Origin of the sequence: Paenibacillus doosanensis, assembly GCF_025060755.1 — a bacterium.
Classification (GTDB): Bacteria; Bacillota; Bacilli; order Paenibacillales; family NBRC-103111; genus Paenibacillus_S; species Paenibacillus_S doosanensis.
Genome location: NZ_JANYUY010000040.1, coordinates 40,403 through 54,418, shown reverse-complemented (window position 1 = coordinate 54,418; position 14,016 = coordinate 40,403). Strand labels below are relative to the sequence as shown.

The following is a 14,016-nucleotide window of genomic DNA, read 5'->3' as shown; positions in this document are numbered from 1 at the left end:
ATGTACGAGATATTGATTTTGGGAGGGAAGAAAGAAGTGAAAAAGAGTTTTGCGCTGCTTACTCGCGCGCTTGCCGCAGTCCTGCTGTGGACGTCGCTGTTCTCCGCAGGCGTTGCGCCGGGCCGTTCCGTCTATGCCGAGCCGGCGGCTGCGAATGTCTTTGCGGCAAGCTCCGTAACGGCATCGGCGTACGGTTATGTATCCGACAAGTACAAACCGTCGCAGGCGATTGACGGGAATCTTACATCTAGCAAATGGGTCTATCAGGGCGGCGAGAGCTTGCCGGATACCCGAAATCCGTATTGGCTCAAGATCGACGCGGGGGTCGAAGCTTCGGTCAATCAATTTATGATTGCGCATGCGGGCTCCGCCGGTGAACCGGCAGGCTACAATACCCGGGATTTCACTATCGAGACCAGCGACGATGACGTGAACTGGACGCCCGTCGTTACGGTAACGGGGAATACATACGCCGTGACGACGCATCGGTTGGAATCGCCGGTCACGGCAAGATATTTCAAGCTGAACATTACGAACCCCGGCGACGCGGATGCATCGACTGGACGCTATACGGCCCAAATCTATGAATTTCAGGCATACGGCACGATAGAATCCCCGGCAGCGCCGGCGCCGCTGGCATCTTTGGCCGCCGCCCGGACGCAAGATCAGGGGCTGCTTGCCGAATATTACACCGGCAAAAGCGATTTTGGCTTCGGGGATTATAAAGCGACGACGGTCGATCCAGAGATCAATTTCACCAATCTGGAACCGGCGCTGCAAACCTGGACGGGCCAGCAGGATCATGTCAACATTCGTTGGACGGGTCAAATCATGCCGCCGCAAACGGATGATTACACGTTCTATATGATCGGGGACAACGGGTTCCGCCTCTGGGTCGACGACAAGCCGGTCATTGACCATTGGGTGAACGATTGGGATAAAGAACAAACTAGCGGCCCGGTTTCATTAGAAGGCGGTAAGAAATACAATTTGAAGATTGAATATTTCGAAGATTCAGGCGGTTCGAACTTGTATTTGCGCTGGGCGGCGCCCGGCATGAGCAAGTCCATCGTTCCAAGCGATGCGCTCTTCCTGCCGCAAGGATATACCGGCCCGGCATCGGCAGCCGTTCCGAAGGAAGGGTCAAGCATCTCGCTCGCGATGACGGCGGACTTGGGCGCAATACCCGCAGGTTTAGCGCCGCATTGGGCCGTAACGGCGGATGGTCAAGCCATCGCAGTTCAATCGGTAGAGCAAGGTGCAAATTCTGCGGTGCTCCGATTGAATTTGGCCGACACCGTGAAGCCGGGTCAGCGAGTGAACGTCGCCTACGACGGACAAGGAGCGCTGCAATATGCGAGCGGCACCCCTGTCGCAAGCTTTAAGTTCAACCCGGCGAATGCGTCCGAAGTAGTCAATTACGCGCCGATCGCCATTGCTATGTCGTTCTACGGCAGCCCGAAGACGAACCGCTCGTTTGCCTGGTATACAAGCTACGAGAAGCCGCAGAACGCACCTGCGAACGCGACGGACAGCATCGTGGAGATCGTGGCGGCGGATCGGGATTTTAACTCGGCCTCCGTGAAGCGATTTGCCGGGAAACCGGAAGATACGCGAATTTTAAATCTCAAAATTACGAATTCGACAAGCGGTTCCTTCATAAGCCACAAAGTGCTGGCGGAAGGGCTGACGCCGGGGACGGCCTATAAGTACCGGGTGGGCAGCGCCGGCAACTGGAGCCCCGAGGGCAGCTTTATGACGGAAGCGGAGAACGAGAACGATTATGAGTTTTTGTATATGACGGATTCTCAAGGCTCCAATTCGCAAGATTACGAAGTGTTCGCTAACACGCTGAAGCAAGGTCTTGAGCATTACCCGAACGCCAAGTTTATGGTGATGACCGGGGATCAGGTGGATGCCGGCTCTCTGGAATCGCAGTGGCTCGATTATTTCGGCAAGCCGCAGAACATGTTCCTCAAGCTGCCTATCATGGCCGCAGTAGGCAATCATGAAGGTCCCTATAACGATAACTATTATTACCATTTTAACTACCCGAACGACTCGATTCAGAATCCTCTGCCTCCGGGCAGCGTGTATTCGTACGACTACGGCGATGCGCATATTATGGTCTTGAATACGATGGATATCGGCTGGGACGACCGCCAGAAGGAATCGTTCCGCCAGCAGGTCGAGTGGCTGAAGAAGGAAGTGGCCCAAACCGATAAGAAGTGGAAGATCGTAGCGTTCCACAAAGCGATCTACTCGCTCGGCAACCACGCGCTGGATACGGATATTTTGGATATGAGACAAATGCTGTACCTTGTCTTCGATCAACTCGGGATCGACGTCGTGCTGCAAGGGCATGACCATACGTTTATGAGATCTTATCAAATGTATAACGATAAGCCGGTCGCCGACGTGCAGAAGGACGAGAATGGGAACGCGCTCAATCCGGACGGCACCTTGTATATGATCAACAACTCCGCAGGGACCAAATATTACGATTTGAAAAACGGCGTTGACCGCTATTACGCGGCGGTATACGAGCAGCCGTACGAACCGATTTATTCGGGAATCAAAATGACGGATAACAGCTTTACCATCGAGTCCTATAAATCGGGACAAGCCAAACCGTTCGACACGTATACCATCGTCAGAACGGACAGTAAGCCGAACCCGGTCGGCCAACTGACGGCCGGCAAGACGGGGGACGGCAAAGCGGTTCTTTCCTGGAACCGGCCGCAGCCCGCAGATGAAGCGGACGAAGTGCGAGGCTTTAGAATTTATGAAACGAGCGGCAAGCTCGGTATGAACTGGAGCGACTATGTTCCGGCCGAGAAGGGCAGGGACGCTTATCAATACATTGCGGCAGGCACCGTTCCCGGCGAAACGTATGAGTTCGCAGTCAAAGCCGTCGATAAACGGGACAATTCGGAGGCAAGCATCATAAGCACTTCGGGCAATCTGCCTGCGGCGCCGACTTCTCCGCTTGTGGATGACGGATACAATACGTTCGGCTGGACGAATGTCCCCGGGTATGGCGAGTTGGCCGACTATGAGTACAGTATCGACGGCGGCAAGCAATGGCTTCCGGTAACCGCCAATCCGCAGCCGGTCGGAGATGACGACTATCCTGCCGGAGCCGTGCAGGTGCGTGTGAAAGCGAACGCCGCCACGGGAGCGGAGGCGGGCTTGGCGCTCGTCTCGAACAAGCCGTTCACCGTGAATCATATTCTCGATACGTACAAGATTACAGGCGAGATCAAGCGGGCGAGGCAGCTGCAGGTTAACGTCGCATTGGAGCCGATGGCCGAATACGCAGCAGACGCCTATACGGTATTCGAGCTGCTGGACGGAGACACGCCGATTCTGGTCAATGCCGTTCCGGTCAAGCAAAACAAGCTGACGTTCACTCAGTACTTCAATGTGACGGGCGGAAATTATAAGGTCAAAGTATTCGTGATCGACCGATTTACAAGCGATTTGAATGTGCCGAATCAGCTGGCAAGACCTATTACGCTGCAATGAAAGTGAGGATGGAATCCGTTGAAAAAAATAGCTGCGGCCCTTCTGGCATTGATCTTCATGCTCTCTACGCTGCCGGCTTACGCGGCTTCGGCTTCCTTTACGCTCAATTTGAGCGCGAAGGAAGTGCAGCGAGGCGGTGAAATCATCCTTTCCGGGACGACGGAGAGCGATGATACCGATGTCGTGGTGAAGATTGTCAGGCCGAACCAAACGATCTTATATATCGATTCCGTAGCTCCTTCTATGGGGAGCTATTCCGCCAAGGTGAAGATTCCGGACGACGAAAATTTCGCTCCATACGGCGAGTATAAAGTAGCGGCGGGCAGTAAGGGCCGGACGGAAAGCCGGACGTTTGTCATCGTGGACCCGAACGGCAGCGGAGGCGGTACCGATCCGGACAACGGAGGCGGTACGAATCCAGGCGATGGTGGCGGCACCGACCCGGGCAACGGAGGCGGCACGAATCCAGGCGATGGTGGCGGTACCGACCCGGGTAACGGAGGCGGCACGTATCCGGGCGAGGGTGGCAGTACCGATCCGGGCAACGGCGGAGGGGAAACGCCAGGCAGCGGAGGAAAGCCGAACCGTCCTCATCAGAGTTCGAGCGGTACGGAAACGGCAGCGGATGGGGGCGGCATTCCGTCCGGCGCAGGGAAAGCATCTGACGGCGTCGTACAGCCGGACAGCTCCGAAGACGGGCGTTATGTTTTCGGCAGCGATACGCTGGCGCAGGCGATAGCGCAAGCGAAGGATGCCGTAACGATTCAGCTTCCGGCAGAGGCCGGCGTATCGGGCCAAGCGTTGGAGTTCCCTGCCAAATCGCTGCAGGATCTTCAAGACAAGAACCTCGATTTGATCATTCAAGACGGCGATCATACCGTTCGTTTTCCGGCGGGCTCCATTGCCGCTTTCTCGGACGAAGTTCAGTCTCGGATTCGCATCGAACTGAACTTCGCGTGGACGGAAGAAGCGAAAGACCTGCTGAGCCGTTCGCTGAAGAACCAGCCGGATTATACCGGTACCGGAGTGATTCTGTCCGTCGTCATTAAGGCGATATCCGGAGATAGCATGACGGAAATCCACGAGCTGGATAAGCCCGCCGCCGTGATGATCCGGCTGACGCCGGAGCAGGAGCGGGCGATTTCGACCGAGCGGGCCGGAGTTTATTACGTAGACGGCAAGCAAGCCGAATATGTGGGCGGCACGATCCGTCAGGGCGTTCTCACATTTGCGGCGGCGCATTTCTCGTATTATACGCTCCTTGAATATAACAAAGCATTTGCTGACGTATCCGGGCATTGGGCGGAGCCGGCCGTTCTCTCGCTGGCTGCCAAGCGCATTGTGGACGGCGTCGACGACCGTCATTACGAGCCGGGCCGGGCGATCACGCGGGCGGAATTCGTGACCTTGATCATGCGCGCGTTGAAATGGCAGGGAACCGCGTCTCCGGCGGCAGCGGCGAATCCGTTCTCGGACGTAGGGTCGAGCGAGTATTATTCCCGGTCCGTGGCGGAAGCGGCATGGCTCGGCATCGTGTCGGGCTATAACGGCGCCTTCCGGCCGAACGACAAGATCACGAGAGAAGAAGCGGTCATCGTTTTAGTGCAGGCGGCTCCTTACTTCAATCTGACCGCAGCGGCGAAAGCGGCGCCCGACTTCGCGGATATGAACGAGGTAGCGTCTTGGGCGGAGGCGGCCGTGAAGGAAGCTTGGTCCAAAGGATTAATTGAAGGGGACGGCGTTCGGTTTCATCCGAAACAATCCGTTACCCGGGCCGAGGTGGCCGTTATGATCTACCGGCTGCTGCCGAAAGGATCTTTATAAATCGAAAGCGGGAGGACCCCATCGCAATGTGGAAAAAAATCATTTCAGTTGTCATGACGGGCGTATTCGTTTACAGCATGCTGACTCCGTTTGCCATGGGAACCGTATCGGCAGCGCCCGACAATGCGCTTCCGGTCGCCGAGACCCGAAACGTGGCGCTCAACGCCAAGGTCACGGCATCGGGGCAGTGCAACGCCAATGAGAGCGCAAGCGCAGCGGTTGACGGCAAGAACGATACGAAGTGGTGCGACAATTCGAATACGGCGAACAAATGGTTAATGCTCGATTTGGGCCGGGAATACAATATGAACGAATGGGTTGTCAAAAACGCCGCCATCGGCGAATCGACGAACAGCCCGTTCTGGAACACCAAAGACTTTCGTTTGCAGATGAGTCAAGACGGGCAGACATGGCTCGATGTCGATACGGTCAAAAATAACGTGCAAACGATCGTTAAGCGCTATGTGCCGACATTTACGGCTCAGTACGTAAGATTGTACGTCGATAAAGGAGCCTACGACAACAATACGGTTCGTCTGTACGAGCTGGAAATTTACGGAACGGACAGTGACAAGCAGCCGGTCTACCCGGCCGCAAACCTTGCTCCCGTCGATTATGTAGACCCGTTTATTAACACGTTGGGGGACAACGGACAGACGAACCCGGGGCCGACGACGCCTTTCGGTCTGGTTTCCTTGGGACCCGATAGCGACGGCGGAGCCTTCAGCGGGTATTACTACCAGGATAAATATTTGAAGGGCTTCTCCCATTTGCGCTTTAGCGGCGTAGGCTGCAGCGGCGCAGGCGGCAACATCCTAATGATGCCGGAAACCCGCGCATTTACGAAAAACCGGGACGAGTACAAGCAGCGGTACGATAAAAACAGCGAGCAAGCTTCGCCCGGCTACTACGGCGTTCAATTGGCGTCGGGCATCGGCGTCGAGCTTACGGCATCGCATAATGTAGGCTTCCATCGTTACACCTTCCCTGACGCCGATACCGGATCGGTGCTGGTCGACCTGTCCAATTCCTATGCGGGCATGGTGGACGCCAATCTGACGGTGGAAGGCAGCGATGAAATTTCCGGGATGATCCAATCGCAAAATGTATGCGGCCACGGATACTATACGATGTATTATTCCATCCAGTTTGACCATGATTTCGATTCCTACACGTCCTGGCAGGCAGACGCGGTAGGAGAGGTCGCTCAGCGCAGCGGCTCGAACAGCGGCGTATGGGTGAATTTCAATACGCGGGATCATCAAGTGATTCAAGCCAGAGTCGGCCTCTCGACGATCAGCGTCGAACAGGCGAAGTACGAGCGGGACCACGACATCGCGAATTGGGATTTCGACGCGCAGCAGGCCAAGTCGAGAAACGCTTGGGACGAGCTGCTGAGCAAGGTGGAAATCACCGATGCGGATGAACAGAACAAGCGGGTCTTCTATACGCAGCTGTACCATACGTTTCTTCATCCGAATAATGTGACGAGTTCGAACGACACCTTCAAAGCGGGAAGAGACGAGAACACGATTCGTCAAGTCTCCGAGTTCGGCGGCGATTTCGAGTATTATAACGGCTGGACGACGTGGGACGACTTCCGCAAATATTCGCTGTTCTCCGTGCTGGCTCCGAAACAATACGAGAACATGGTCAAGTCTCTTGTCGATTTGTATAGTACAAGAGGCTCCTATACGCAATGGGGCGACGGTTATTGGCCGAGTCCTACAGTGAGAAACGAGTTCAACGGCGCGGTCATTCTCGATGCGTACGCCAAAGGCTTTACGGACTTTGACGTGTACAAAGCGCTCAAAGGGATGGCCGTTGACGCGGACAATTTCTCGATCAGCGACGGGGAAATTTCCGGCAAGCTGGAGAAGGCCAACAGCGCCTCGTTCCCGATGAAGCTCGCCCAGCTGATCGGGGACCGCGATACGTACGAGAAGTACAAACGGCTTGCGCTGTCTTACAAGCAGCTCTGGAACCCGAATCAGGTCGACGAGAACGGAGAGAAGCGCGGCTTCTTTACTCCGAACGGACAGACGGTGAGCAAGGGAGATATTTTGGCGGTAGATAAATATGCTTATCAGGGCAATCTGTGGACGTACCGCTGGTCCGTGCCCCAAGACATTAACGGGCTGGCCGGCCTGATGGGCGGCAAAAAAGCGATGGCCGAGCAGCTGCAGCATTTTTTCAAAATCAACGAGTATATGGCGATCAACGAACCGGATTTGCATGTCCCTTATTTGTTCAATTATTTGGGGTATCCGTATTTAACCCAATATTATGCAAGACAGTATACGACGGAAGTCGTTACGCAAAAATATCATAACCACGGGCCTTACGCCTATCCGATGAAATCCCGGGTGTACCGCGACGATCCGGAAGGATACTTGCAATCGATGGACGACGACGCCGGCGGCATGTCCTCGTGGTTCGTGTACAGCGCGCTCGGCTTGTTCCCGGGCAATCCGGGCGAAGCGAGCTTCCTGATCGGCTCTCCGATTTTCTCGGAGGTGAAGCTGCATCTGGACAACGGCAAGACGTTTACGATTAAAGCTAACCATGTGTCCAGCAAAAACCGCTTTATTCAATCCGCGCATTTGAACGGAAATAACCTGAACCAATCGTGGATCAAGTACAGCGATATGATGTCGGGGGGCACCTTGGAATTCGATATGGATGCCGTGCCGAATACGAGCTGGGGAGCAACGCCCAGCGCAGCGCCTCCGATCATGGATTTTACGGCTGAAGCGGACAACGCCTTGACGCGCCAAACGCTGATCGCCGAGCAATCCGTATGGAAATATTACGACAAGGGCCAATACGCCGGCAGCGGCTGGAACGGCCCAGAATACGACGACAGCCGCTGGGCGGAAGGCCAGGCTATGCTGGGCTACGACAATACCGGCAAGGTCAAGACGAAGGTAAGCTACGGACCGGATGCCAACAACAAGTATCCGACGACGTATTTCCGCAAAACCTTCGAGGTATCCGATGCGAGCGATATTCTCGAGCTGGACGCCGGTCTCATCCGCGATGACGGGGCTATCGTCTACTTGAACGGTCATGAAGTGATCCGCACGAATATGCCCGCCGGTCCGGTGAACTATAATACGTACGCGAACGCGACGGTCAATGACGAGCGGGACCGCAATGCGTATCAGATCGATCCTGCGTATTTGGTGCCGGGGACGAATGTCATTTCCGCCGAGGTGCATCAGGTGAATGCGACGAGCTCGGACATCGCCTTCGAGTTCAGCCTGGAAGCGGTGAAGCGGATGATGAAGCCGGACGCTCCGACCGAACCGGTCGTGGACGATAAGGCGAATACCTTCGGGTGGACGTTCGTTCCCGGCTTCGAGCAGCCGTCCGATTACGAGTACAGCACGGACGGCGGCTTGAAGTGGAAGCCGGTGACGGCGAACCCGCAAACGGTAGGTCCGCTCGAATTTGCAGCGGGCAAGGTGCAGGTGCGCGTGAAGGCGGACGAAGCTTCCGGGCGCACGGCAGGTCAAGAACTGATCTCGAATGCCGGATACACTTCGGACATTCAGTGGGATGTGTACGATCTGCAGGTGGACGTGAACCGGAGCGGCAATATGGATGTTCAGGTCAAGGGGACATTGACAGGCCAATATGCGGATTCCGCCGTGGTCGTGTTTCAATTAATGGACGGCAGCGAACGGGCCTTGATGTCCAATGCCGTGCCTGTACAAACCGGAGGCTTCCAGCTTTCTCAGCTGTTCAACGTCAATGCGAGCAAGTACCAGATGAACGTGTATTTGGTGGATGCCTATAACGGCAACATCTATGACTCGCTATGGCTCGCGGAGCCGGTCGTATCACAGCCGGAGCCGGTAACCGAACCGGAGCCGAAGCCGCCGGTCGAAGAGCCGCTGCCGGAACCCCTTCCGCTCCCGGAGGAGGAGCCGGATGTTCCGGAGGTTCCGGAAGTGCCCGGCCAGCCTGGGGAAGACGGCTTGACTCTTCAGTTCGAGAGCCGCACGGAATGGTCGTCCGATGTAAACACGTTCAATAACAATCCGCTCAAAACCGAAGCGGGCAATAACGGGACGGTCGTCGCCAACACGTTTACCGGCGCATGGCTTGCCTATGATAATTTTGATTTCGGCACTCCGGGTGCCAATCAGATGACGGTCGAATATGATGCGCCGACGAATAAAGTGCCGGTGGGAAGCCGGCTGGAAATTCGTCTGGACGCGGTCGACGGCGAGCTGGTCGGAACCTTGGATCTGCCGAATACGGGCAGCGGCTGGGGAACGTATAAGACGACGCAAGCCCAGCTAAGCAGAACGATTACCGGCAAGCAGCGGCTGGTGATCGTAATGAAAGGCAGCACGACGAGTGCGCTGCCTTATATCGGCAACTTTGACCGGATGACCTTCGGCTACCAGAAAATCAGAACCGACTTCACCAAGCTTGAACTAGAGACGTACAACGAATGGTCTGCGGCCCTGAATCCGTATAACAATAATCCACTCAAAACCGAAGCGGGCAAAAGCGGCAAACAAGTCGCCAATACGTTCAGCGGCGCCTGGCTTGCCTATAAGGGGATGGATTTCGGCAGCGGCGGCGTGAACGAGCTGTCCATCGAGTATTCGGGCAACAGCGCGAGCTGCCCGGCCGATGCGGCGGTGGAGGTGCGGATCGGCGGCGTCGACGGCGAGCTTGTCGGGAAGGTGAATACCCCTCCGACGGCGGCGTCATGGGGCACCTACCAAACCGTGACGGCGCAGCTGACGCGGACGCTGACCGGCATTCAGGATGTGTACCTCGTGATGACGGGCACAGGCAGCGCGACGTACAAATACATCGGCAATTTCGACAATGCGAGCTTTACCTTAAGCGAGCAGGCGCCGGAGCAGGATGTGACCGTGGAATTTGAAGCCCGTTCCGCCTGGACGACGGCGGTGAACACGTTCAATAACAACCCGTTAAAAACGGAAAGCAACAACGGCGGGACGACCGTCGGCAACACGTTTAACGGCGCCTGGATGGCTTACAACGACGTCGATTTCGGGACGAAAGGGAAAAATTACCTGGAGATCGTCTACGACGCGCCTTCGCAGAAAGCGCCTGCCGATGTTGCAGCCGAAATCCGTTTGAACGATAAGGACGGCCCGGTGATCGGCACGTTGAGCCTGCCCAATACGGGCTCGGGCTGGGGCACCTACAATACGGCCGGCGGCCGGCTGAACCAGCTGGTGAGCGGCAAGCAAACCGTCTGCGTCGTATTCAAGGGATCGACGACATCCAGCCTCATGTATGTAGGTAACCTGGATAAGATGAAATTTTCGATGAAACAGTAGACAGCGGAATATGAACGGCTAATTGCCAATGAAACGCTTGGGCTTCCAAGCGTTTTTTTGCCTGCCCTGAATTCGGACATTTAACCCCCGAAATCGGATGATCGTCACCATTTTGCGGGAAGCACGGCGTGCCGAGCGGGGTGCGATTGGATGATTGTTCCCCCAAATCGGATGATTGCTCCGTGTTAGCGATCCGCCAAAACGGTTATAATCCATTTTGTAAGCGATTGCACATACTATGAAGGGGGCAGTACAAGCTATGAAAAAATGGACGGCAACAGCGCTGCTGGCTTGTCTGGTTGTAAGCGGATGCGGCAATGCGGAGGATCAGGGCGCTTCCGGAGCCGGCAAGGACGGGAAGAAGCCGGTGGAAATTACTTTTACCATCTTCGACGACGGCCTGGGGGTCGACAAGAAGCTGGTCGATGCGTATAACCAATCGCAAAACGAGGTGAAGGTGACCTATAAGCCGGTTCCGAACTCCGAATACAAGGACCGCTTGACGACGTGGCTGGCGGCGAGCGACGATTCGCTGGACGTGATCGGGCTGGACATCGTCTGGATCAGCGAGTTTGCCAAGGCCGGCTGGATTCAGCCGCTTGACCCGTTGATGGACGACGCCTTCAAGACCAAGGCGACAACCGGGCTGTTGAAAGGGCCGTCGGAAGCGATGAATGTGAACGGCGCTTGGTATGCTCTCCCGTGGAACTCCACGGCGGGAATGCTGTATTATCGCAAAGATATTTTGGAGAAAGAAGGTCTGAGGCCGCCGCAAACATGGGATGAGCTGTACGATCAGGCCAAGCAGCTCGGTCAAAAATACAAGATGAACGGATATGTAGGCCAGTTCAAGCAGCATGAAGCGATCGTCACCAATGCGCTGGAGATTATGGAATCCTACAACGGCCATTTCCTGGACGGGAGCGGCAAGGTTGTCGTGAATTCGCCCGAGAACCTCAAAGCGCTGCAGATGATGCTGAAGCTTAAGGATGTTATGCCGGCAGGGGTAAATACGTATGTGGAAAAAGAAAGCCAGGAAGCGTTCCTGAACGGAAACGCCGTATTCTTGCGATCCTGGAACAGCGCATGGCCGCTCGTAGAGAAGGAGGGCAGCGCGGTGAAGGGGAAAGTGGACGTTGCTCCGCTGCCTAAGGGCGATAACGGCAAGCCGGCTTCTACACTGGGGGGCTGGAATCTGGGGATTACCAAAACCTCCAAGCATCCGAAGGAATCGTTCGAATTTATGAAGTGGCTGATGGACGCCAAGCAGCAGAAGGTGAAAGCGATGGAAGGCGGCCGTCTTCCGACGGACGTTACGTTGTACCAGGATCAGGAGATCATTTCCCAGAATCCTTCGTTCATCCCGTTCTATCAAGTGCTGATTAACGGCGTGTCCCGTCCTAAGTCGGCCAATTACGGCAAGGTGAGCGAAACGATTCAACAGGAGCTGTCCCTTGCATTTAACAATAAAAAAACGCCGGAGCAGGCGCTTGCCGATATGCAGAAGAAGCTGGAAGAAATTCAGAAATAGCATTTATGAACTATCCCCTCTGCCTGATAGCAGGGGGGACATCTTTGGCAAGAAAGAGATGATAGGATGAAAGCCTCGTTAACTCATTTGGAGAGGAAAAAAGCATTATGGGGCTGCGTATTCGTAGCTCCGGCGATCATACTGATTTTGCTCGTTGCGGTATACCCCTTAGTGCAGACGGTAAAACTTAGCTTTTACGAATATTCGCTGCTCGCCGTTCAAGATCAGAAATTTATCGGTTTGAAAAATTACGATACGCTCGTTCACGATACCCGGTTTTGGAATTCGCTCCTCAATACATGCCTGTTTTCTCTGGCCAGCGTATTTTGCGAGCTGGTGCTCGGTCTAATATTGGCGCTTATCATGAATTTGCCGTTTCGTTATATCGGAGTCGTCCGGGCGGCGGCATTAGTGCCGTGGGCGATCCCATCCGTAGTTTCGGCGACGATGTGGCTGTGGCTGTATAACGATCAGTGGGGCTTTATCAATATCTTTTTGGAGAAGATCGGAGTGATCAGCCAGTTTCACGCGTGGCTCTCGAATACGGACAGCGCGCTTGGCGCGGTAATTATATCCGACGTTTGGAAGACGACTCCGTTTATGGCGCTGCTCATCTTGGCCGGGCTTCAAATGATTCCCAAAGATATGTACGAGTCCGCTTCCGTAGACGGGGCCTCGCGGTTTCGTCAATTTATGGCGGTCACGCTGCCTATGATCAAGCCGACCATCCTTGTCGCCGTTCTGTTCCGGACGCTCGACAGCTTCCGCGTTTTCGATTTGATCTACGTCATGACGATGGGCGGGCCGGGGAATGCGACGGAAGTCACCAGCTTGTACGCCTACAAGACGTTATTCAAAAATTTAGATTTCGGATACGGATCGACGATCGCCGTATCGATTCTTATTGTGATCGCGCTCATCAGCAGCGTGTACATTTGGACTTTATCGGAAAAAGAGGGACGGACATGAAGACTAACATTTGGGGAAGATCAGCTTTATTCGCCGTTGTCGCCGCAGCCGTTCTCATTACGGTTTTTCCGTTCTATTGGATTACGAACGCTTCATTTCATAATGAACGGCTGCTGTATAACGTTAACGATATCCATTGGTTCCCGGATTTCACCTATTGGACGAATTATATCGATATTTTTCAAAAAAGAAATTTTTTGCGAAATATGCTGAACAGCTTTATGGTAGCGAGCATGAGCATGCTGATCGCGCTTGCCGTCTCCTCCATAGCGTCCTATGCGCTTGCCAGAATCAAATTTCCGGGGGCCAAATTCGTGCTTTATTTTGTGCTCGCCATCTCGATGTTTCCGGCAATGGTCATCATTTCGCCGCTTTATTTTTTGCTTCAGAAGCTTGGCTTGATGAACTCTTACGCGGCGCTGATTTTGCCGTATATCGCGTTTACGCTGCCGTTTTCGCTGTGGAATTTGACGACCTTTTTCCGGAAGCTTCCGAAAGAGCTGGACGAATCGGCCGAGGTGGACGGCAGCACGCCGTTCCAAACCTTCTATAAAATACTGCTGCCGCTCGTCGCTCCCGGCATGTTTACGACGGCGATTCTTGTGTTTATATCGGCGTGGAACGAATTTTTGTTTGCCGTTACGTTTATTTCCAAAGACGCGTTCAAAACGATGCCGGTCGCGATTGTCGGGATGCCGTCCGATTACGACGTGCCGTGGGGGCAAATTTCCGCCGCTTCCTTCATTTCTACAATTCCGCTCGTCATCATGGTTTTGCTGTTCCAAAAGAGAATTATTTCCGGATTGACTTCGGGAGCCGTAAAGGGATAGA

6 protein-coding genes are annotated in these 14,016 nt (G+C 54.7%); all 6 read left to right on the top strand.

The annotated features are described in order from the left end of the window. The first annotated feature begins 36 nt into the window (after positions 1-36). The 6 genes from N0M98_RS23685 (at position 37) to N0M98_RS23660 (ending at position 14,015) form a co-directional block, all read left to right on the top strand. Positions 37-3,528, top strand: a complete 3,492-nt coding sequence (locus N0M98_RS23685; protein ID WP_259619386.1) for a PA14 domain-containing protein — start codon at positions 37-39, stop codon at positions 3,526-3,528. 18 nt (positions 3,529-3,546) lie between these two features. Next, positions 3,547-5,352: an S-layer homology domain-containing protein gene (locus tag N0M98_RS23680; RefSeq protein WP_249865068.1), complete on the top strand. Its 1,806-nt coding sequence runs from the start codon at positions 3,547-3,549 to the stop codon at positions 5,350-5,352. A 26-nt stretch (positions 5,353-5,378) separates the two neighbouring features. Continuing rightward, positions 5,379-10,685 carry a glycoside hydrolase domain-containing protein gene (locus tag N0M98_RS23675; protein WP_259619385.1) on the top strand — a complete coding sequence of 1,769 codons (5,307 nt, stop codon included), beginning with the start codon at positions 5,379-5,381 and terminating at the stop codon, positions 10,683-10,685. A 259-nt stretch (positions 10,686-10,944) separates the two neighbouring features. Continuing rightward, complete coding sequence (locus N0M98_RS23670) at positions 10,945-12,216, top strand: ABC transporter substrate-binding protein (RefSeq protein ID WP_249865066.1); 1,272 nt, start codon at positions 10,945-10,947, stop codon at positions 12,214-12,216. Positions 12,217-12,282: 66 nt separating this feature from the next. After that, entirely contained in the window at positions 12,283-13,185 is a 903-nt protein-coding gene (locus N0M98_RS23665) for a carbohydrate ABC transporter permease (RefSeq protein WP_259619384.1), read from the top strand. Beyond that, positions 13,182-14,015: a carbohydrate ABC transporter permease gene (locus tag N0M98_RS23660; protein WP_249865064.1), complete on the top strand. Its 834-nt coding sequence runs from the start codon at positions 13,182-13,184 to the stop codon at positions 14,013-14,015. The genes N0M98_RS23665 and N0M98_RS23660 overlap by 4 nt, the downstream gene beginning before the upstream one ends. Position 14,016: the final 1 nt, after the last annotated feature.

Excerpts from the sequence above, each read along its gene's own strand:
- N0M98_RS23675 (WP_259619385.1), top strand. The coding sequence starts at position 5,379 with ATGTGGAAAAAAATCATTTCAGTTGTCATGACGGGCGTATTCGTTTAC.
- N0M98_RS23660 (WP_249865064.1), top strand. The coding sequence starts at position 13,182 with ATGAAGACTAACATTTGGGGAAGATCAGCTTTATTCGCCGTTGTCGCC.
- N0M98_RS23665 (WP_259619384.1), top strand. The coding sequence starts at position 12,283 with ATGAAAGCCTCGTTAACTCATTTGGAGAGGAAAAAAGCATTATGGGGC.
- N0M98_RS23670 (WP_249865066.1), top strand. The coding sequence starts at position 10,945 with ATGAAAAAATGGACGGCAACAGCGCTGCTGGCTTGTCTGGTTGTAAGC.